This is a genomic window from Hymenobacter arcticus, from assembly GCF_054779975.1.
This window is the reverse complement of sequence record NZ_BAAGXF010000003.1, coordinates 405,541-426,477: the sequence shown is the minus strand read 5'-3', so window position 1 is coordinate 426,477 and position 20,937 is coordinate 405,541. Positions and strand designations below refer to the sequence as shown.

The following is a 20,937-nucleotide window of genomic DNA, read 5'->3' as shown; positions in this document are numbered from 1 at the left end:
CAGAATGATTTGGCTCGTTTACGCATTTTTAGAGCTACTCTTCGTCGTTCTTCCCGTTGCAGCGGCCCTGGAAAGCATTCGGGTAACGGCTAAGCTGCGCCGCCAGGGTGTGCGCGCGCGGGCCCGCATCATCAGCCAGCGTACCGCGTCCAGCCGTTATGGTACCAAAGGAGCCATTATCTCCACGCTGCGCTTTACGATTGGTCAGGAAGAGGTGATAACCGGGCAAGCGTACGGCGTAAGCACATTGCCCAACTGCTTTATTGGCGATGAGGTTACCGTTGTGTACGATGCGCGTAAGCCCCACCTGTTTCTAGTTGATAAGGGGCTGGGGCAGCGTGCAAATTATGGCTTTCTGGCTTTCTGGGTCTGCTTCGGCTTGTTTTTTACGTGGGTACTACTCACGCATTTACCTTAGGCAGGTGCGTATGCAGCGGCCCCGGCCCTGGGTAGCCGCTACCTTTGCGGCACGCGCGTTGGGTATGTCCCCCGGCCTACGGTAGCTCTTGAAAAAGAGAAACCCCGGCTGCGTCAACAGTCGGGGTTTCAGAAGCGGGGGTTTGTTGGAACCCTTCACTTCATCACCAATGAAACGGGACAACGCGAAGAAACTACTCGATGCCATCGGTACGGCGGCATTGGTGGGGTTTGCGGGTGGGCTAGCTAAGGCTTTGGCCGCGCTGGTGCTCACCTACATCCTCCGGTAGTTGAGGTAAGGCCGGCCCCTTATTTTCGTAACTGCTGCAAATATAACGGGTTGGGGCGGTAGTTGGTTTCAGTAGTTATTTAGCTGCATGGCTAAGCTTTCGGAATGGGTTTTTATTCTGCTAATGTGGTAATGTGGGGCTTTGCAGTCTACGGAACGGTCTGGGTCCGTAAGCAGCGAAAAAAACTTGTCCGATTGCGTCGTGTTGGGTTGCGAACACTGGGTGTGATAACTGGCCATCGCTTTACTGGGGCAGCAGCAACAAACAGAAACGACGACGACGCACTCGTCACAGCAGTTTCCTAAAGGCACTAGCGTAGCTGTTCTGTATAACCCGAGTAATCCATCAGACTGTTTTATAGGTACCTATATCTAGCAAGAGGCGCCGCTTGTGATAACGTGTATCAGTTGGCTAGTTGTCATCAGTATTTCCGTATTGCTTCTGTGTGGAATACCGTTAGAAAGGTCGGTTACCGCAGCTTCTCCTTCAAAATCTCCAGTTCCACGGCCGGCGCAATGCGCTCATACAAAACATTATACGCAGCCGTGGTAATGGGCATGTTCACCTTGAGCTGGCGGTTGAGCTCATGAATACTCTTCACGGCGTAGTAGCCCTCGGCCACCATGTTCATCTCCAGCTGGGCCGACTTCACGGAGTAGCCGCGGCCCACCATGTTGCCGAAGGTGCGGTTGCGCGAAAACTGCGAGTAGGCCGTCACCAGCAAATCACCCAGGTAGGCCGAGGCCGAGAGGTCGCGCGGCTGGGGCGAGATGGCCTGCAAAAAGCGGCGGATTTCCTGCACCGCGTTGCTCACCAGCACGGCCAGGAAGTTGTCGCCGTAGCCCAGGCCGTGGGCAATGCCGCCGGTCAGGGCAATGATGTTTTTCATCACGGCGCAGTACTCGATGCCGTCGAGGTCGGCCGCCGGGTGGGCGCTCACGTAGCGGTTGCGCAGCAGCTGGCAAAAGGCGCTGCCCAGCCCGCTCACGTCGGGCGAGCCGATGGTGAGGTAGCTCTGCTTTTCCAGCGCCACTTCCTCGGCGTGGCAGGGCCCGGCAATCACGCCGAGCTGGGCGGCGGGCAGCCGGAAGCGCTCCTGCACGTAGTCGGTCACCAGGATGTTCTTGCCCGGAATCATGCCCTTGATGGCCGAGATAACGCCCTTTTTGTGGCGCAGCGCGTCGCGGCCCAGCTTATCAAGCACGGGCTGCACAAAGGCGGCCGGCACGGCCAGCACTAGCCAGTCGGCCTCGGCCACGGCATCGCTGAGGTCGGTGGTGGGGAATACCAGGTTGCGGTCAAAGAGTACCGAGGAGAGGTAGCGCGGGTTGTGGCCGGTGCGCAGCAAGTGCTGCACGTCGTCTTTCGAGCGCAGCCACCAATCGACGCGGGCGCCGTTTTCGGAGAGGATTTTGGTGAGGGCCGTGGCCCAGGAGCCGCCGCCCAGCATGGCGATTTTTTCCATAAAATAGGGTCGGGGAGGGGCGACCCGTCAGCAAGTCAGGGGGGAATTCAGGCCGCAAGCTAGAGCCGCAGGGTCCATATTTGCAGAAATTTCCCTTTTGCCATGACCCCAGTTATTGCCGCTACCGCCGCTTTTATCGAAGAAAAATTCCAGGCCGAAGGCTCGGGCCACGACTGGCCGCACATCCGGCGGGTGTGGCAGGTGGCACGGGCGCTGGCCGCCGAGCAGCCCGGCCTCAACCAGGAAGTGACCGAGCTAGCGGCCCTGCTGCACGACATCGCCGACTGGAAGTTTCACGGCGGCGACTACGAGGCCGGCCCCCGCGCCGCCCGCGCTTGGCTGCTTAGTCAGCAGGTGCCCGAGACCACCGTGGCCCGCGTGGAGCAAGTTATCCGCGAGGTGAGCTTCAAAGGCCTGGGTGTGGAAACGCCCGTGAGCAGCCCCGAGGCGGCCGTGGTGCAGGATGCCGACCGGCTCGACGCCATCGGGGCCATTGGGGTGGCGCGGGCCTTTGCCTACGGGGGCCACGCGGGTCGCCCGATGCACGACCCCGCCACGCCGCCCGTCTCGCACGCCGACTTTGAGCAGTACAAGCAGAGTACCGCGCCCACCATTAATCACTTCTACGAGAAGCTCTTGCACCTCAAGGACCGGATGCACACCCCCGGGGGGCGCCGCCTGGCCGCCGAGCGCCACCGCTTCATGGAGGAGTTCGTGGTCCAGTTTCTGCGCGAGTGGGATAGCGCCGACGTGGCGAGCTAGTGCCGCCGACTGTTGCGCAACGTTTTGCGTAAACCCGCGTTATATTTGTTGTACCAAAAGCGGGGGTCGAGCCAACTGGCCCAACCCCCGCCTTTACCTAATCCAATGCGCGGCAGCGGCCGATAAAGCCGTGCCTCCCATTAGAAACCACACGAGCCATTTGGCTAGCTCGGGTGGCATCCGGAGCCTGAATTTTACTTCAAACTCCGACTTCACGCTGTCCTTTTTCATCTGCTAGAAGTAAAGGGTTACGTTAGAACCCCCACACTTCTCGAAGCCCGGTCTGTTACAGCAGCCGGGCTTCTCTGTTTACAGCAGAGTAGCCGTTGGGCTGGGGGACGAACCTAACGCGAGGTCGGGCAAAGGTACGGGGGTAGTGGGGACCACCCTGTACCTTTAGGGCGATGAAAAAAGGTGCGAATTCTCCTGCCGGCCGAGGCCGCCGCTACTATTATTTGCTCACGGTGCTGCTGGCCGGGCTCACGCTGGCGGGCTGCCGCACGTGCCCCATCGACTCGTGCCACATTCGTAAAGCGCACTACCACAACGCCGTAAAGTACCGCGCCCGGCCCATCTGGAAGATGCAGTACCCGGCGGTGGGTGAGAAAATCAAGATTCGCCGTGGCGAGCCTGCTAAGCGTAGCCCTGACGACCACAGCAAATCGCTCAAATAACTTAAATAAGCAGAGCCGGAGGGGCTGAAATTCGGGATTTCGCTTTTTGACGGGGGTACAATAGCCGCAGCCGGTCGCGTCGGGGGGAGGAGGGGAGGTCCCGCAAAGTGGCGTAGAGGCTAGGAAAAGCGCGTTTTTTGCCGTATCTTGCGCGGGTAACAAGCAGTGGCCTGGGGTGTCGGCTTTCCGTTGGAAAGTGCCGGCCTCAGCCCTTGCCCTTTCTCGAACAGAGCTAACAGCTAACAGCTGTCGGCTAACAGCTATATCCAGAATGGCCGAAGGCGAAAAAATAATCCCGATTAACATCGAAGACGAGATGCGCGGGGCCTACATCGATTACTCGATGTCGGTTATCATCTCGCGGGCCCTGCCCGACGTGCGCGACGGCCTCAAGCCCGTGCACCGGCGCGTGCTCTACGGCATGAGCGAGCTGGGCGTTTCGTACACCAAAAGCTACAAGAAATCGGCCCGTATCGTGGGCGAGGTGCTGGGTAAGTACCACCCGCACGGCGACAGCAGCGTGTACGATACCATGGTGCGCATGGCCCAGGACTGGAGCCTGCGCTACCCACTCGTGGATGGCCAGGGTAACTTCGGCAGCATCGACGGCGACTCGCCGGCCGCCATGCGCTACACCGAGGCCCGCCTCAAGCGCTTGTCCGATGAGCTGCTTGGCGACCTGGATAAGGACACGGTGGACTTCCAGCCCAACTTCGACGACTCGCTCGAAGAGCCCAGCGTGCTGCCCGCCAAGTTCCCGAATCTGCTCGTGAACGGCACCAGTGGCATTGCCGTGGGCATGGCCACCAACATGGCCCCGCACAACATGACGGAGGTCGTCAATGGCATTATCGCCTACCTCGACAAGCCCGACATCACCATCGCGGAGCTGATGGAGTACATCACGGCGCCTGATTTCCCCACGGGGGGTATCATTTACGGCTCCGAGGGCGTGAAAACGGCCTTCGAAACCGGTCGGGGCCGCATCGTGATGCGGGCCAAAACGCACTTTGAGGTGCTGCCCAACGGCAAGGAGCAGATTATCGTGACCGAGATTCCCTACCAGGTGAACAAGGCCTCGATGATTGAGAAGACGGCCGCGCTCATCAACGACAAGAAAATCGAGGGTATCGCCGCCCTGCGCGACGAAAGCGACCGTGACGGTATGCGGGTGGTGTACGAGCTCAAGCGTGACGCCCTTAACACGGTGGTGCTCAATAACTTGTTTAAGTACACGCAGCTGCAAAGCTCGTTCGGCGTCAACAACGTGTGCCTGGTCAAGGGCCGCCCGATGACGCTCAACTTGCAGCAGCTCATCATGTACTTCGTGGAGCACCGCGAGGAAGTGATTGTGCGCCGCACGCGCTACGAGCTGGCTGAGGCCAAGAAGCGGGCGCACATTTTGGAGGGCCTGCTCATCGCCCTCGACCACTTGGACGAGGTGATTAAGCTCATCCGCGAGTCGCGCGACCCCGAGTTGGCCCGCGCCGGCCTCATCGAGCGCTTTGCCCTGAGTGAGGTGCAGGCCCGCGCCATCCTGGATATGCGCTTGCAGCGCCTCACCGGCCTGGAGCGCGACAAAATTGTGGGCGAGTATGAGGAGCTGATGCGCCTGGTCGACCGCCTGAACGCTATTCTGGCCTCGCCCGAAGAGCAGCGTGCGCTCATCAAAACCGAGCTCAGCGAGATGCGCGAGCGCTACGGCGACGGCCGCCGCACGAGCATCAACCACGCCGGCGGCGATTTCTCCATGGAAGACATGATTGCCGATGAGGCGATGGTGATTACCGTGAGCCGCGAGGGCTACATCAAGCGCACGAGCCTCGACGAGTACCGCACGCAAGGCCGTGGTGGAGTAGGAGCCCGCGGCGCCGGCTCCAAGCAGGACGACTTCACGGAGCACCTGTTCGTAGCTACCACCCACGAGTACCTGCTCATCTTCACCGAGCAGGGTCGCATGTTCTGGCTGCGCGCCTACGAAGTGCCCGAATCGGCGAAAACCAGCAAGGGCACTCCGCTTCAGAACCTCATCGACAAGCCCAAGGAAGATGCCGTGCGCTCGGTGCTCAACGTGCGCAACCTGCGCTCGCCCGACTACCTGGAAAACACCTTCCTGATGTTCTGCACCGCGCAGGGCACGGTAAAAAAGACGCCGTTGGTGGCCTACTCGCGCCCCCGGGCGGCGGGCATCAACGCCATTACCATCAACGAAGGTGACCGTTTGCTCGACGTGCAGCTGCTCACCGGTAACGCCGAAGTTATCCTGGCCCTGCGCTCGGGGCGGGCGGTGCGCTTCCCCGAAACCAAGGTGCGCCCGATGGGCCGCACGGCGGCCGGGGTGCGCGGTATCACGCTGGGCGACGAAACCGGTGACCGCGTAGTGGGCATGGTCTGCATCGCCGATGCCAGCCAGGAACTGCTGGTGGTGAGTGAAAACGGCTATGGCAAGCGCTCCTCGCTCGACGAGTACCGCATCACCAATCGCGGCGGCAAAGGCGTGCGCGCCATGAACCTGACCGATAAAACCGGTAAGCTGGTGAGTATCCAGGCCGTGAGTGATGCCGATGACCTGATGATTATTAATCGTTCGGGCCTCGCTATTCGGTTGAGTATGAGTGAGTTGCGCACTATTGGTCGGGCTACGCAAGGTGTGCGCCTGTTTAAGGTGGCGGCCAATGACGAGATTTCGTCGGTGGCTAAAGTAGCGGCCGCCGAAGCGGAGCTGGACCCGCTGGCGCTAGAAGCCCTGGCCGGCACGGTTGACGGGCTCTCTCCGGCCGTTGAGCTAGCTGACCTCGCTGCAACTAACGCGGAGCCGAACGACCTCGAAGGCGAGGAAGAGGTGAGTGAAGCAGAAGAAGCCGAGGACCAGGAGTAATCCGGTGCCGGACTAGGAGAGGGGCGGGCCGGTAGCGGGCCGCCCCTTTTTTAGTGGCTGATGCCGGCTAAAGACAAACCAGGTGGGCCGCGGCCCGTAGAAGTTTGCGAGCGGTGCCCGGCGTAGTTTGTCCGGCGAGTGTAGTTTTGCCCTCTAATAATACCTTTCTTTCTCTTCCCAATGAAAAAAACCTTTCTGACGCTGGCCGCTTCCGCCGCCCTGACAGTCGCCATTGGCGCGGCAACGCCCGCGCTCGCGCAAAGCTCGGCCATCACCAATGCCATTCTCAGCCAGAAAGCCGGCCAGCTCGATAAAGCCATTGTGAGCATCGACCAGGCGATTGCCAGCGATAAAACCAAGGATAAGGACAAGCCCAAGGCCTGGTTTACCCGCGGCGATATCTACTACCAGCTAGTGGACCCCAGCACCCAGGCGCTGTTTGGTAAATACGCCAAGGATATGAAGCCGGGCGAGCCCCTCCAAAAAGCCGTCGAATCGTATAACAAGGCGCTGGCGCTGGACGGCCCCACCGGCGAATACGGCAAGCAAGTACCCGCCCGCCTGCAAAACCTGTATGGCTTGGCGTTTAACGCGGGCGTGGCAGGCTACCAAGCCAAAGAATATGATAAAGCACTGGATGGCTTTAAGTTAGCTTCGCAAATCAGCCCCCAGGATTCTACGGCGCTGCTGTATAGCGCCTATACGCAGGATGCGAAACAGGACTATGCGGGCGCTAAGGCCACCTACAACCAACTGTTGGGCCTCGACGTGTATAAGAGCAAGCCGGCACCGGTGAACGTTTACACCCGCTTGCTATCCATTGCAAAGGAGGAGAAGAATGAGGCGGAAGCTAAAAAAGTGTTGCAACAGGGACTGGCGGCGTATCCGAACAATAAGACCTTCCTGATTGAGGACCTCAACATGTCGATGTCGGGAGGTAATAATGCCGCCGCTCTGGACAAAATCAGTAAGGCTATTGCCGCTGACCCTACTAACGCGAATCTGTATTCGGTGCGTGGCTCGCTCTACGACCAGCAAAAAAAGACGGACCTGGCGCAGGAGGATTACAAGAAGGCTATCGCGCTGGACCCGAAAAGCTTTGATGCGCAATTCAATATGGGCATCTATAATTTCAACCAGGCGGCCACACTCTACACCAAAGCCAGCAAAATGGACTTGAAGACCTACCAGGCTAAAGGCAAAGCCATTGAGGCGGAAGGCAAAAAGTATTTTGAAGCTTCGGTGCCTTATTTTGAGAAAGCCCTGGAAATTCAGCCTAACGATGCCGGTAGCATTAGCGCCCTGCAAAAAGCATATTTCCGGTTGGGCCGCAATGCGGACTCTAAGCGCATGGAAGACCGCCTGCAAGCGTTGAAAAAGTAGCGTACCACACCATACACTTCTGGTTGAAAGCTTAAAATATCCCGGCCGTCAGGTCGGGATATTTTTTTATCCAAATTGTATGAAGAGGGTAGCTGGGAAGGGCAAGAACTGCCGGCGAGCATATTCACTGAAGTTTAGTTTAACATAATATAAATTATAAGACAACTTAATCTAGTTTGACTCTGCGTCATATTATCCTACGTTAGCCGCTTCACGCAGTAAGCTTGCTGGCCTAGTTCTACGAATTGAATAAGAGATACGAGATACGGGATGCTGGTTGCTGTTACTGTCGGGCTAGCTGAAGTGGCTGATGCTGTGCTGCTCAGTTTCACTAATTTCTCCGTAGTTGTTTCGGTTGGATGCTTATAGCTTAGCCGGTTTGCCCGCCGTCTGTTTAGGCTTACTTAGTTTCAATGAGTCAGTGCTACGTATTGGAAAGCATAATTTGCTGTGGGCGTTCTCCACTGAACTTGTAAGCAAGTTTTATTCTGAAACGGTTTGGTTGCTCTATAACGCTAGTGACAGTTTACTAGTTGTAGGATAAGGCTAGGTGTGCAGTTGTTTCTAAGCTCCCTTAGATAAGATGATACCTACGAGAAACACCAACTTCACTTTGGGTTTGTGATGCTACTTGCTTGGTACATAATAAATAAGCAGAAGGACTCCCCTAATGTTTCATTTGGCTGGTGTTCAAGGTGTCGTAACCAAGACTAGAAACGGATAACTTAATCAATGGCCACAGCATAAAATGAAAATCACTAGTGCTAAGTCATTAAAAGTACAAAAAAGTACAAGTTTAAAATATTTTATGAACTTTTTTGTACTTTTAATGACTTTTTAAGTTTTATCCTTTATACTTGTATTCCCTAACCGACCTCTTCCTCCTCTGTTTTATGCCAAAGCTGATTGACTACCCCCGCACGAGCTACACCGGTGCTTGGGAAGTAGCCGAAGTTGTTGACGATACTGGTGGCAAATGCGCGCTCGAAACCAGCGCTCGCAAGCTAAACCGCAAGGTAAGTGGCTCTTTTAAAGCCATAGTAGGGTCGGCCGTGAAGTTTGGACTTCTGACCAGCAAGCGGGAAATGCTAACGACCACGACCCTTTTCCGCCGCATTAAGCACGCCTATGACAAACAGGAAGAATTAGTCTTCCACCGGGAAGCATTTCTTAGCCCACCCCTGTTTACGCAGCTGTGCCGCAAGTTTCGCTCCCGCGAGTTACCCGTAGCCATGCTGGATGTACTCCTCATGCGGGAATTCGACGTGGAGGAAATCAATGCCCAGAACGTAGCAAAAGCCTTCACGGACGGGGCACGAATGGTTGGACTACTCAATGAGGATAATATCCTGGCTGATATCGACCAGTTGGCCGCGCAGCAGCCCCCCCGACGTGAACTGGCCAGCCCAACCCTGGCACCTAATATCTTTCGGCAAAGCCCGACCCCTGCGGTTCCACCCGAAGAACTGTTGGATGAAGGTGACGAGGAGCCGGAAGAATCGGATACAAGCACCTCAGATACTTCGGAGACACCCGCCGCGGAGTTACCCAGACCAGCTGCCAACAGTACTTCCAACACTCCCAGGACTCCGGTAGCTATACCAACCGGGCGCGCCAGCACCCTACCGCCGAGCCGCCCGGCCCCAACTGCTACTGCCGATGCCATTGCCCACCTCTTCGGCCTAGCCAGCGAGCAATCCACGCCCCTGCCAGCGGCAACTAGCAACGTGCCCGAAGCAGTGGTGCGACCTACCAAGTCGCCCATAGCCTCACCTACCCCAACGACCCGGCCTTTGCCTACCACCGGTAAGGAGGCGGAGACGGCCTTAAAATCCTTTACCATCCACTTGGCAGGCCCCGGTATGCAGACACAGCTAGAAGTAGCCGATGTAGAAGACTTAGCTTTAGTAAGAGCGCTGCTGGATAAGATAGAACGGCAATTGCGAAAGTAACATGCGCTGGCTATCAAGCACTTGTAATTTAATATAATAATTATGTTAAACGTTAAGTGGCGATAAAAAAGTGGGTGCCGGAGGTCGTTAGTAAAACGATAGCCTCGGGCGCCCATTTTTAGTAGGTCTTCGTGCGCCTTATTATTCGGGTAATGGCCGGCGCTGACCGGCGCTAATTGTCTGGTGGCGCTGGCGCAGCACAAGGAGCATCTCTTCCAACGAGGAACCAGTGGCACGCAGCAATACCAGCAAGTGGTACACTAGGTCGGCCGCTTCGCCGGCTACCCCGGCACGGTTACCTGCCATGGCATCGATAACGGTTTCCACGGCCTCCTCCCCCACCTTTTGAGCAATGCGGGCCAAGCCTTTCTCAAACAAACGCACGGTGTACGAACCGGGCTCTTCCTCAGGATACTGGCGGCGACGCTCAATGAGTTGGTCGAGCTCAGCCAGCAACCCCACGGCCGGCGCAGGTACTAAACTAGGGGAGGCCGTCGCGGGCCCACCCAGCAACTCAAAGCAGCTAGTGGTGCCCCGGTGACAGGTGGGACCCTCGGGCTGGGCCATTACCAATACGGTATCCTGGTCGCAGTCGGCGTGCAGGCTTACTACGCGCAGGTAATTGCCGCTGGTTTCGCCCTTGGTCCAGAGGCGCTGCTTGGAACGGGAAAAGAATGTGACCCGCCCTTCAGCCTGGGTACGGGCCCACGCCTCGGCGTTGAAGTAGCCCAGCATGAGAACCTGCCCGGTAGCTGCATCCTGCACAATGGCGGGGATGAGCTGGTCAGGCATCTTTTGAAAATCTAAGTCCATATAAAATAGTGCGGCCGGAACCGCGACGTGCGTACAAAAGAAGGTTATGCGAGGGAAAGCTTAGGTTGCAGCAGGTCCCAGAGGTTGCCGTAGAGGTCGGCAAAGACGACCACCGTAGCGTAGGCTTCCTCGCGGGGCGTTTCCTGAAACGCAACTCCGTTGGCCGACAGCCGCTGGTAATCAGTCCAGAAATCGTCCGTAGTCAGAAACAGGAACACCCGACCACCCGTCTGGTTGCCCACCTGGCTTTGCTGGGCGGGGCCAGCGGCCTGAGCCAGCAGCAGCGCCGGGCCGGCGGCCCCACCGGGGGCCACCAGCACCCAACGCTTGCCATCGCCCAACGGCGTATCGGCGAGCAGCCGAAAGCCCATCTTCTCCGTGTAAAAGGCAATGGCCTCGTCGTAGTCCGTGACCAGCACCGTGACGTGCGCTATTTGCTGCAACATAACTAACTTATTAACAAGTATTTATAGTATCTATTCAACCCTACCCTACCCCGCCGGACGCATGGCCACGCCCTCGGCCAATAGATAGTTTTTGAGACCCGCCACCGAGAGGTCGCCAAAGTGAAAGACGCTGGCCGCGAGCGCCGCATCGGCCCCGCCGGGCAGCAGCACGTCGCGAAAATGCGGGGCCGCCCCCGCCCCCCCCGAGGCAATAACGGGCACCCCCACGGCGGCCGATACGGCCCGCGTGAAGCCCAGGGCGTAGCCGTCGCGGGTACCGTCGTGGCTCATACTGGTGAGCAGGATTTCGCCCGCGCCGCGCTCGGCCGCCTCACGGCACCAGGCCACGGCCTCGCGGCCAACTGGGTGGCGGCCGCCATGGGTGAACACCTCCCAGGCCTCGTCGGCGGCACCCTGGGCGGCTTCGTTGGTCTGCCGGGCATCCACGGCCACCACGATGGCCTGCGAGCCAAAGCGCCGGGCTAGCTCGTCAATCAAGCCGGGCTCGCGCAGCACTGAGGAGTTGAGGCTGACTTTGTCGGCCCCGCTCAGCAGCAGGGCTTCCACATCGGCCACCGCCCCGATGCCCCCACCCACGGTGAAGGGAATATTAACCTCGCGGGCCACGTTGCGCACCAACTCGATGAGCGTGCGGCGCTTTTCCACGGTGGCCGTAATGTCAAGCAACACCAGCTCGTCGATGCCCTCCTGGGCGTAGCGCGCGGCCAGGGCCACGGGGTCGCCGGCGTCGCGCAGGTTCACGAAATTGGTGCCTTTTACGGTGCGGCCGTTCTGCACGTCGAGGCAGGCAATGAGGCGTTTGGTAAGCATAATGGCGTAAAGTAAGAATCAGCTTAACATAGCTTGCTGAAGCGCATGTTTTAGTTTTTTTAACAACCGGGCCCCAACGTAATGACGGAAGGGCGTACCACCCCGGTAGTAGCCCCGGTAATAAACATCCCAATAGCTGGTCACCCGCCCCTGCGTTCGTTGCCAATATCGAGGGTTTTCCTGGATGAAGCCCACGTAGCTGGCTAGCAGTTCGGACAGAAGAGCCGTATCCAGCACTTCCAGGATTTCCTTTACATACTCGCCAATTAAGCTAAACGTGAAGGGGACCGTGAATAACTCATACGGAGCGGCCAGCAACTGCTCCAACCGGCGCTGACGCACATACCCATCGTGGTGACGCAAATAAATACAGTGCCGTACAACCTGCTGCCGGACTGGTAGCGTACTCTCATCAGTAGCCAAGGGCTCGGCAAAATAGACCCGGCCAGGTAGCCGCACGGTTAGCCCGCTTAATCGGACTTCTTCTGCATCAGACGAAAGTAAAGTGACCACCGGGTAACTATTTCCATAACGTTCCTGCACTTGCCTAGTAGTCGGCAAAACCCGCATTACCGCTGTCAAGTCGAGGCTTGCCACCATTGGGAATGCCGCGGAAATCTGAGCCTGCTCCATTTCTGACAAACCTGGATTAACTAAGGAAGCAGCCATAGCCTGTACCTAATGCGTAAGTTCCGCCCGCAGCTCTGCCTCCGTAATGGTACCCTCGTAAATAGCCTTACCAATAATGGCCCCGGCCATACCCAGCCCCCGCATCGCGGTCACATCAGCCACGGTGGTAACCCCACCGCTGGCCACGAACTGCGCCGCCGGGAACTGCTGCCGCAGCGCCGTGTAGGTATCGGTAGCAGGGCCTTGGAGCTGGCCGTCGCGGCTCACGTCGGTGCAAATAAAGGTGGTGGCCCCCGCCGCCAGGTAAGTGCCGATAAAGCCCGTCAGGGTTTGGTCCGACTGCTCAGTCCAGGCGCTCACGGCGATATGCTCCCCCTTAAAATCGGCCCCAATGATGATGCGGCCGGCCCCAAACCGGGCCAGCCACTCCCCTACCAGCGCCGGCTCGCGAGCCGCGATACTGCCAGCCGTGAGCTGCGCCGCGCCGGCCGCAAATGCCGCCTCGGCCGAAGCCGTGGTCTGGATGCCCCCGCCAAAATCAATGTGCAGCTTCGTATGGCGGGCAATGCGCTCCAGGATGGGCAGCTGGCGCGGCTCGCGGGCGCGGGCCCCGTCGAGGTCTACCAAATGCAAATGCGTGGCCCCGAGCTGCTCGAAGTACTGCGCCTGAGCCAGCGGGTCGGCAGCGTAGGTGGTCTGGCGGGCAAAGTCGCCGCCCGTCAGGCGCACGCACGCGCCGTTGATAAGGTCGATGGCGGGAATTATATTCATTTGAGCAACACGAGTGATACCATGCGGAACACCCATTTTATAACATTTGAGTAAACTACTTAACTGAGGTCAGCCGTTAGGAAATTACGGAGAATCTGCTCACCCACCGGGCCGCTCTTCTCCACGTGAAACTGCACGCCGTAAAAGTTGCGGTAGCGCACCCCGGCGCTAAACGGCACGCCCGCCGGGTAGCTGGCCTGGGCAATGGTGTAGTCGCCCACCGGCGCGTAGTAGCTGTGTACAAAGTACACGTAGTCGGCGGCCGTGAGCAGCAGCGAGGGAGCCAGCGGCTGGTTCGAGTCCGACTGGGGGCTCGCCTCAATGGGCTCGTGCAGCCCCGCAAACAACGGTGTGTTCAGGTCGTGCAGGTTGTTCCAACCCATGTGGGGCACCTTGCACACCGCGTCGGGCGGCGTGAAACGCACCACGTCGAAGGGCAGCATGCCGAGCAGCTCGGTGCCGCCGGCCGGGCCTTCCTGGCTGTGGCGGCCCAGCAGCTGCATGCCCAGGCAGATACCCAGGAACGGCTGCGTGAGCGTGGGCAGCACCTTGTCGAGGCCGGCGGCGCGCAGCGCCCGCATGGCCGAGCTGGCCTCGCCCTCCCCCGGAAACAGCACCCGGTCGGCCCCCCGGATTACGTCGGGGTCGGAGGTCAGCGTGGCATTCATACCCAGGCGCTCCAGGGCGAAGAGCACCGACTGCACGTTGCCGCCCTGGTAATCGATAACGGCGATGTTCATGTTAAAACATTTGGTTAAGCGGGTACTTTATCCAATTTTACCCAAATGATAAATACAGTTTACAGAATCCCTTTCGTACTGGGAATCACGTGCTGCCCGGCCGGGTCGCGTACCAGCGCCATTTTAATGGACTTGGCCACGGCCTTGAAAATCGCCTCGATTTTGTGGTGCTCGTTGTCGCCCTCGCACTTAATGTTGAGGTTGCAACGGGCCGCGTCGGAGAAGCTTTTAAAGAAATGGTAAAACAACTCCGTGGGTACATCACCCACCCGCTCACGCCGGAAGTCAGCGGCCCACACCAGCCAGGGCCGGCCCGAAAAGTCGATGGCAGCCTGGGCCAGCGCATCGTCCATGGGCAGCAAAAAGCCGTAGCGGTTCACGCCACGCTTGTCGCCGATGGCCTCGTCGTAGGCCGCGCCAATGGCAATGGCCGTGTCTTCCACGGTGTGGTGCTCGTCGATGTGCAGGTCGCCGTGGGTGCGCACGTAGAGGTCGCAGCCGCTATGCTTACCCAATTGGTCAAGCATGTGGTCGTAGAAACCCAGGCCGGTTTTGCAGTCGGTGTGGCCGGTGCCATCGAGGTTGAGAATAACTTCGATGCGCGTCTCGTTGGTATTGCGCATGATGTGGGCCCGGCGCGGCGGGCGGCGCAGGTGCTCGTACACAGCCGCCCAGTCGGTGGTGCTGAGCGTGGCGCGCTCATCGGCCTCGGCGTGGAGCAGGATGGCGCGGCAACCCAGGTTCTCGGCCAGCTGCACATCGGTCAGGCGGTCGCCGATAACGTAAGAGTGCGCCAGGTCGTAGCCGTTAGCCGGGTCGAGGTAGCGGGTGAGTAGCGCGGTGCCGGGCTTGCGCGTCGGGGCCGGGTCGTGGGCAAAGCTGCGGTCAATCAGAATCTCGCTGAACTCGACCCCCTCCCCTTTCAGGATATCCAGCATCTTTTGCTGGTAGGGCCAGAAGGTCTCCTCGGGGTAGCTGGCGGTGCCGAGGCCGTCCTGATTGGTCACCAGCACCAACTCGTACTCCCCATCGCGGGCTAGTTGGGCCAGGGCCGTAATGGCACCGGGCACGAAGTCGAATTTATGCCAGGCATCAATCTGGTAGTCGGTCGGCGGCTCGATAAGGATGGTGCCGTCGCGGTCGATAAAGAGAACTTTTTTCATGGGGATAATCAAGAATGCTGCAAGTGCGTCGAAATCAAAAGGTCTTTGCAAATGACAAAGCCATCAAAACCATATCCTGCTTCTATTGAGAAATACCGGAGTGAGGCATCGGCTGCAATGTTTTCCAGTACACCAGTTGAGATATAATTTCTTCGGCGCTCCAACCACTCGCTGTACCAGCGCCAAAATTCTACTGGGTCGGCGGCCTCTTCAATATCATGGAGTAAGTTAAAGTCACCGAACTCCTTGAAATCCTGTAGTTCAACACCTATGAACAGAACCGTAATTTGTTCTACTTCTTCTCCTGACCATCGTTCCAGATAAATAGTAGTCTGCTTAGCATTAAAATTCACTTCTAGCTTCTGCACAATACCATCGCCAACCTGCTCGCTTCGAAAGCTCATAAGCTAGCCTTATCAAACTCCCCCAGCGCCGCCAGCAGCCGTTCATTTTCCTCCGGCGAGCCCACCGTGAGACGCAGCGTGCCGGCGCAGCCGGGCTGGGTGGTGCGGTTGCGCACCACGATGCCACGACTCAGCAGGTAGTCGTACACGGCGGTGGCATCGGGGTGAAAGCGCACCAGCAGGAAGTTGGCATCCGAGGGAAACACCTCGGCCACGAGGGGCAGCGCGGGCAGGCGCCCGGCCAGCCAGTCACGGCCGGTGAGCAGCTGCTGGCGCAGCTCCTCGAAGTGCGGGGCCGCCGCCAGGGCCGCCAGCGCGTGCTGTTGGGTGGCTTCGGAAATGTTGTAGGGCGGCTTGATTTTGTTGAGGTAGCCGATGATGGCCGGCGAGGCGAAGGCCATGCCCAGGCGCAATCCCGCCAGGCCCCAGGCCTTGGAAAAGGTCTGGAGCACCACCAGATTCGGAAACTCGGCCAGGCGGGTCGTCCAGCTCGGGGCGGCGGCGAAGTCGGCGTAGGCCTCATCCACCACGACCAGACCGGGGAAGCCGCGCAGAATTTCCTCAATGGCCTCGGCATGGAGCAGGTTGCCGGTGGGGTTGTTGGGCGAGCACAGGAACACCAGCTTGGCCGGGGAGGCCAGCACGCCGGCCACAATTGCGGGCGAGAGCTGGAAATCGGCGGTGAGCGGCCAGCGCTCGATGCGCACATCGTTGAGGTTGGCAGCCACCTCGTACATGCCGTAGGTGGGCGGCAGCAGTAAAATACTGTCGTCGCCGCCGGGCGTGCAGGTGAGACGCACCAGCAGGTCGATGGCCTCGTCGGAGCCGTTGCCCAGGAAAATCTGGCTCGGCTCCACCCCTTTCAGCTGGGCTAATTCAGCCTTCACGGCGCGCTGCTGCGGGTCGGGGTAGCGGTTGAACTGCGCGGGGCCGGTGCTACCGAGGCTGTTCTCGTTGGCGTCGAGCATCACCTGGGCCTCGCCCTGAAACTCGTCGCGGGCCGACGAGTACGGCTTCATGGCCCGGATGTTGGGGCGAATAAGAGATTCTAAATTCATCGCAGATTCAAACGGATTTAACGGATTTCGCAGATACGCCCGCTTCGCGGGCTGACTACGCGGGGCTAAGCAGACTATTTTGTGGCCTGTAAATGCTCCCGGCGCAGGGCTACGGCGTAGGCATGGGCGTGCAGGCCCTCGGCGGCAGCCATCGGCTCTACCACGGGGGCCAGCGCGAGCAGGCCGGCGGGGGCGAGTTGCTGAAAGGTGATTTTTTTATAGAACGAGTCGAGCGACACGCCGCTGTAGGCGCGGGCGTAGCCACCCGTCGGCAGCGTGTGGTTGGTGCCGGAAGCGTAGTCGCCCACGGCCTCGGGTGTGAGATGGCCCATGAATACGGAGCCCGCGTTGTAGATGTCGGCGGCTAGCTCCTCGGGGACGGCCACGGCCAGGATGAGGTGCTCGGGAGCATACTCGTTGCTGAAGGCTAGCATGGCAGCCATATCCGGCAGCAGCAGACCGCGACTTTCGGTAAGGGCCTGGCGGGCAATTTCGGCGCGGGGTAACCGCGGCAATTGGCGCTCCAGCTCCGTTACTACATCATTTAACAGGGCTTCCGAATCGGTGAGCAAAACTACCTGCGAATCGGGACCGTGCTCGGCTTGCGAAAGCAGGTCGGCCGCCACAAAGGCGGGGTTGGCGCTGGCATCGGCAATGACCAACACTTCGCTCGGGCCGGCGGGCATGTCGATGGCTACCCCGCGCTGGGCCGCCAGCTGCTTGGCGGCCGTCACGTAGCGGTTGCCGGGACCGAAAATCTTGTCCACGGCCGGCACCGAGGCGGTGCCCACGGTGAGCGCGGCCACAGCCTGCGCCCCGCCGGCTTTAATAATCGTGGTCAGCCCTAGCTCCTGGGCGGCAAAGAGGATAGCCGGCGCAATGCGGCCATCGCCCCGGCCGGGCGGCGTGCACAACACAATCTCGCGGCAGCCCGCCAGCTTGGCCGGGATGCCCAGCATTAACAAGGTAGAGAACAGCGGGGCCGAGCCGCCCGGCACGTAGAGGCCCACCCGCGGCACGGCCACGCTGCGGCGCCAGCAGTGCACGCCGGGCATAGTTTCGACCTCCGCCTCCACGGCGGGCGGCTGCTGGGCGGCGTGGAACGTAGTGATATTCTTAATTGCCTGACGGATAGCGGCTTGCAATTCGGCCGGCACCTGGGCGGCTCCGGCGGCCAGCTCCTCGGCACTCACGCGCAGGTCGGCTAGCGCGGGCACGCCATCGAACTGGGCGGCGTAGTCGCGCAGGGCCTCATCGCCGCGCCGGGCTACGTCGTCGAAAATCTCGCCGGCACGGGTTAGGATGGCGGCGTTGCTGCCCGCCAGCGGGCGCTGCTGCAGCGCGGCCCACTGGGTGCGGGCGGGGTTGTGGAAAATCTGCATGTTTTTTTAGCTGTTAGCTGGTGGCTACTAGCTGTTAGCTTTTTTCTGGGCAAAGGCTACCTACTGCTAATAGCTTTCTCCTGAACAAGAAAAAGCTATTAGTTACTAGCTATAAGCTAACAGCTCCAAAAAAAATCTATCCTACCCGCTTCTCAATGGGAAGCACCAGGATGCCTTCGGCACCGATGGCCTGCAGCGCGCCGGCAATGTGCCAGAACTTATCTTCCTCTACTACCGACTGCACCGACACCCAGCCTTCTTCGGCCAGGGGCGTGACGGTGGGCGACTTGATGCCGGGCAGCAGCGCCTTCACCGCGTCGAGCGCCGCCACGGGGGCATTCAGCACGATATACTTGGAGCGCTGGGCGCGGCGCACGGCCTGCATGCGAAAGCGCAGCTGGTCGAGCAGCTCCTGCTTTTCGGAGCTCAGGTTGGGGGCGGCGATGAGCACGGCCTCCGAGCGGAAGATGGTTTCGACTTCGCGCAGGCCGTTGCCGAGCAAGGTCGAGCCGCTGCTCACGATGTCGCAGATGGCCTCGGCCAGCCCGATGCTGGGCGCAATTTCTACGGAGCCCGAAATAGTGTGCAGGTTGGCCCGCACGCCTTCGCCAGCCAGGTAGTCGCCGAGCAGCTTGGGGTACGAGGTGGCGATGCTCTTGCCCTGCAAGTCGGCTACCGAGTTGTAATCGGCCCCGCGGGGCACGGCCAGGCTCAGGCGGCACTTGCTGAAGCCCAGGGCTTCGACTTCGAGGGCGGCGCAACCGGCTTCCACCAGCACGTTTTGGCCCACAATGCCCAGGTCGGCCACGCCGTCCTGCACATAGCCGGGAATATCATCGTCGCGCAGGTAGAGGATTTCGAGCGGAAAGTTGCTGGCCTCGACCTTCAGCTTATAGGAAGACGAGACGAAGCTGATACCGCACTCGCGGATGAGCTTGAGGGAGTCCTCCGAGAGGCGGCCGGACTTTTGAATGGCAATGCGCAGCATGAGAAGAATAAAGCGGGCCGCCCGCAACGGGGCAGCCGGCGTAACTAAAAGGCACCCCGGGGGCAAATAAGCCGGCGGTACCCTGGTAAAACCCAAACGAGGAAAAGGTGTTTTCCGGCCCGAAGGCGGGATGGTGGCGGAGACGCGAGCGGCTGGCGAGTAACTACGGGGTAGCGGCCAGCCCGGTTGCCCGGTCCCCTAGAGATGGTGATGGTGGTGCTGCGGCGCGGCCCCCACCGGCGACGTAGCCCGCCAGGCCGCGGCCAACCCCGAAAAGGGGGCCGGAAGCGCGGGGCTAAGGGCAGACGGGCGGCGGCAAACGGGGGTCATCGTGGGGCAAAGGTAGGCCGGACGGCCGAAATCCAAAGCCTTATACGCAAAAAGGGCGCGCGCGGCTACCTTCGGGGCCATGCGCGACTTCCTCACGGCCCTCGAAACCATTGCGCCTCTGCCCCCCGCGTTGCGGGCGGCCGTACGGCGCGAAGCCCCGCCCACCCAGCACCGGCCGGCTGCTGCAACCAGGGTAGGTGGCACGCCGGGTGTATCTTATTGATAAAGAACGGCGGCCGGAAGTCAGGGGAGCTTTGCACGGTCCTTTTTCTCTTGTTATATGCCCCTACCACTTGCTTTTTTCCTCTCCCTCGTACTGTGCGTGGCCAACGTACTGCGCAATCATGTCGCCGCTCCTGACAATATTTTGCCCACCCCGATACTATTTATTGCCATCACCGGACTGCTCAACTGGCGGCAGCCCCGCGTAGTAGCCAGCGCCGCCAGCACGGCCCTGCTCATTTACCTGCACGATGCCGGCCTGCGCTTCTATGGGGGCGGGGCCCACGATTTGGAGGGAGATGGCGTGCTTACTGCCCTATTATTTATGGGCTCTTGCTACCAGCCTACGCACTGTTGTTATGCCTGCTGGGACGGGCCACCAACACCGCCAGCCGGGGTCACCGGGTGCTGGCAGCGCTGGTGCCGCCCATGGTAATGGGGGCGTACCTGATTGGCTTACGGTTAAGTTGGTTTAACAATCAACCACTTGCTAGTTAACATTTTATAAAAAAGGCCGAATGGCATCGACTACCAGCTGGGGGTAGAAATAGTGGGCAAAGTGGTCGCCGGGCAATTCCACATACGGCTCGTCGGGCGGGCGAATGATGTGGTCGCGCCGGGCGTGCAGGCGCAGCTCGGGGGCGGTGGTGAGCGGGGGCACCGGCGCAAACAGCAGTTGCAGTTGCTGGTGCAGGTAGCGGCGGCCCAGCTGCGGCGTGCGGCCCACCAGCTGCGCGTGCAGCCCCCGCGACTCGTCGAACTGGTAGCGGCGGCGCGAGTGCCAGCCGGCCAGGCGGGTTTGCAATAGGCCCGAGCGGGCGGCCAGGGCCAGTACCCAGGGCCGGCGCACGGCGGCCACAATCTTGGCCTGGTCGGTGAAGCCGCTCAGCAGAATGGCCGTGGCCCCGGTTTGCTCCTTGATATGGGCCGCCAGCCAGCCGCCCATCGAGTGGCCGATAAGCACGTCGTGCGGGCCAATGCGGTAGCGGGCGGCCAACTCGCGGGCCACCGTAGCCACGGTGAGCGGGGTGCCGGCCGGCCACCGGGCCAATTCAGCTTCCAGCTCGGGCACCAGAACCTCGGCGGCCGGGGGCAGCAGCGGGCGCAGGGTGTCGAAGATGGCGCCGGCTTCGGTGTAGCCGTGCAGCAGCAGGATACGTTTCATTACTACTATAGTATACGGAAGGCTTCGCTGGCAAGAGCGGGAAGTAAGGGAGCGCAAGAACGGGACAATTGGCCCGCAGCCGTCCAGACCAGCTTACCCGGGGCGGGGCGGAACTGAAATCCAGCTCGAAGCGTAATTTAGTCGGCACGCAGCCTATTTACGCGCGCCTCGGC

General features: G+C 59.9%; 22 protein-coding genes. 9 read left to right on the top strand and 13 right to left on the bottom strand.

The genetic code is table 11. The features are described 5' to 3' along the window. Positions 1–4: 4 nt before the first annotated feature. Positions 5–418, top strand: coding sequence for a DUF3592 domain-containing protein (locus tag ACYVGC_RS08200; RefSeq protein WP_460583324.1), 414 nt, complete (start codon positions 5–7; stop codon positions 416–418). 520 nt (positions 419–938) lie between these two features. After that, positions 939–1,082 carry a DUF3592 domain-containing protein gene (locus ACYVGC_RS08195; protein WP_460583415.1) on the top strand — a complete coding sequence of 48 codons (144 nt, stop codon included), beginning with the start codon at positions 939–941 and terminating at the stop codon, positions 1,080–1,082. Between the two features lie 94 nt (positions 1,083–1,176). On the opposite strand, the gene ACYVGC_RS08190 is transcribed toward ACYVGC_RS08195, so the two are convergent. Beyond that, positions 1,177–2,172: an NAD(P)H-dependent glycerol-3-phosphate dehydrogenase gene (locus tag ACYVGC_RS08190; RefSeq protein WP_460583323.1), complete on the bottom strand. Its 996-nt coding sequence runs from the start codon at positions 2,170–2,172 to the stop codon at positions 1,177–1,179. A 102-nt stretch (positions 2,173–2,274) separates the two neighbouring features. On the opposite strand from ACYVGC_RS08190, the gene ACYVGC_RS08185 reads away from it, so the two are divergent. The 5 genes from ACYVGC_RS08185 to ACYVGC_RS08165 all read left to right on the top strand — a co-directional run bounded on the left by ACYVGC_RS08185 (position 2,275) and on the right by ACYVGC_RS08165 (position 9,821). Next, positions 2,275–2,934, top strand: coding sequence for an HD domain-containing protein (locus tag ACYVGC_RS08185; protein WP_460583322.1), 660 nt, complete (start codon positions 2,275–2,277; stop codon positions 2,932–2,934). A 404-nt stretch (positions 2,935–3,338) separates the two neighbouring features. After that, a complete protein-coding gene (locus tag ACYVGC_RS08180) occupies positions 3,339–3,608 on the top strand; it encodes a hypothetical protein (protein ID WP_460583321.1) in 270 nt (89 codons plus the stop codon). Between the two features lie 271 nt (positions 3,609–3,879). Continuing rightward, the gene (gene gyrA, locus ACYVGC_RS08175; protein ID WP_460583320.1) at positions 3,880–6,486 is read left to right on the top strand and encodes a DNA gyrase subunit A; all 2,607 of its coding nucleotides are present in this window, start codon (positions 3,880–3,882) and stop codon (positions 6,484–6,486) included. A 180-nt stretch (positions 6,487–6,666) separates the two neighbouring features. Further along, entirely contained in the window at positions 6,667–7,869 is a 1,203-nt protein-coding gene (locus tag ACYVGC_RS08170; protein ID WP_460583319.1) for a tetratricopeptide repeat protein, read from the top strand. 893 nt (positions 7,870–8,762) lie between these two features. Continuing rightward, on the top strand, positions 8,763–9,821 hold the full coding sequence (locus tag ACYVGC_RS08165; RefSeq protein WP_460583318.1) for a hypothetical protein: 1,059 nt from the start codon (positions 8,763–8,765) through the stop codon (positions 9,819–9,821). Between the two features lie 141 nt (positions 9,822–9,962). Here the strand turns inward: ACYVGC_RS08165 and hisIE are convergent, their stop codons facing one another. The 11 genes from hisIE to hisG form a co-directional block, all read right to left on the bottom strand. Further along, positions 9,963–10,634, bottom strand: coding sequence for a bifunctional phosphoribosyl-AMP cyclohydrolase/phosphoribosyl-ATP diphosphatase (gene hisIE / locus ACYVGC_RS08160; RefSeq protein ID WP_460583317.1), 672 nt, complete (start codon positions 10,632–10,634; stop codon positions 9,963–9,965). 44 nt (positions 10,635–10,678) lie between these two features. Then, complete coding sequence (locus tag ACYVGC_RS08155; protein WP_460583316.1) at positions 10,679–11,080, bottom strand: VOC family protein; 402 nt, start codon at positions 11,078–11,080, stop codon at positions 10,679–10,681. A 45-nt stretch (positions 11,081–11,125) separates the two neighbouring features. Beyond that, entirely contained in the window at positions 11,126–11,911 is a 786-nt protein-coding gene (gene hisF / locus ACYVGC_RS08150; protein WP_460583315.1) for an imidazole glycerol phosphate synthase subunit HisF, read from the bottom strand. A gap of 18 nt (positions 11,912–11,929) precedes the next feature. After that, positions 11,930–12,580, bottom strand: a complete 651-nt coding sequence (locus ACYVGC_RS08145) for a hypothetical protein (RefSeq protein WP_460583314.1) — start codon at positions 12,578–12,580, stop codon at positions 11,930–11,932. 9 nt (positions 12,581–12,589) lie between these two features. Then, complete coding sequence (locus ACYVGC_RS08140) at positions 12,590–13,312, bottom strand: 1-(5-phosphoribosyl)-5-[(5-phosphoribosylamino)methylideneamino]imidazole-4-carboxamide isomerase (protein WP_460583313.1); 723 nt, start codon at positions 13,310–13,312, stop codon at positions 12,590–12,592. A 59-nt stretch (positions 13,313–13,371) separates the two neighbouring features. Next, on the bottom strand, positions 13,372–14,052 hold the full coding sequence (hisH, locus tag ACYVGC_RS08135) for an imidazole glycerol phosphate synthase subunit HisH (RefSeq protein WP_460583312.1): 681 nt from the start codon (positions 14,050–14,052) through the stop codon (positions 13,372–13,374). A 59-nt stretch (positions 14,053–14,111) separates the two neighbouring features. Next, positions 14,112–15,215 (bottom strand): bifunctional histidinol-phosphatase/imidazoleglycerol-phosphate dehydratase HisB, encoded by a 1,104-nt coding sequence (gene hisB / locus ACYVGC_RS08130; RefSeq protein WP_460583311.1) that lies wholly within the window; start codon positions 15,213–15,215, stop codon positions 14,112–14,114. An 8-nt stretch (positions 15,216–15,223) separates the two neighbouring features. Then, positions 15,224–15,619: a hypothetical protein gene (locus ACYVGC_RS08125; RefSeq protein WP_460583310.1), complete on the bottom strand. Its 396-nt coding sequence runs from the start codon at positions 15,617–15,619 to the stop codon at positions 15,224–15,226. Beyond that, positions 15,616–16,677 (bottom strand): histidinol-phosphate transaminase, encoded by a 1,062-nt coding sequence (gene hisC, locus ACYVGC_RS08120; RefSeq protein WP_460583309.1) that lies wholly within the window; start codon positions 16,675–16,677, stop codon positions 15,616–15,618. Before hisC ends, ACYVGC_RS08125 begins: the two co-directional genes overlap by 4 nt. A 74-nt stretch (positions 16,678–16,751) precedes the next feature. Beyond that, entirely contained in the window at positions 16,752–18,059 is a 1,308-nt protein-coding gene (gene hisD / locus ACYVGC_RS08115) for a histidinol dehydrogenase (RefSeq protein WP_460583308.1), read from the bottom strand. A gap of 136 nt (positions 18,060–18,195) precedes the next feature. After that, entirely contained in the window at positions 18,196–19,047 is an 852-nt protein-coding gene (hisG, locus tag ACYVGC_RS08110) for an ATP phosphoribosyltransferase (protein WP_460583307.1), read from the bottom strand. Between the two features lie 409 nt (positions 19,048–19,456). Here hisG and ACYVGC_RS08105 point away from each other — a divergent pair, with 409 nt between their 5' ends. Both ACYVGC_RS08105 and ACYVGC_RS08100 read left to right on the top strand, forming a co-directional pair. Continuing rightward, entirely contained in the window at positions 19,457–19,600 is a 144-nt protein-coding gene (locus ACYVGC_RS08105) for a hypothetical protein (RefSeq protein ID WP_460583306.1), read from the top strand. Between the two features lie 57 nt (positions 19,601–19,657). Next, a complete protein-coding gene (locus ACYVGC_RS08100) occupies positions 19,658–20,035 on the top strand; it encodes a hypothetical protein (protein ID WP_460583305.1) in 378 nt (125 codons plus the stop codon). Positions 20,036–20,101: 66 nt separating this feature from the next. Here ACYVGC_RS08100 and ACYVGC_RS08095 read toward each other — a convergent pair whose 3' ends face one another. Continuing rightward, on the bottom strand, positions 20,102–20,764 hold the full coding sequence (locus ACYVGC_RS08095; RefSeq protein WP_460583304.1) for an alpha/beta fold hydrolase: 663 nt from the start codon (positions 20,762–20,764) through the stop codon (positions 20,102–20,104). Positions 20,765–20,937 lie beyond the last annotated feature (173 nt).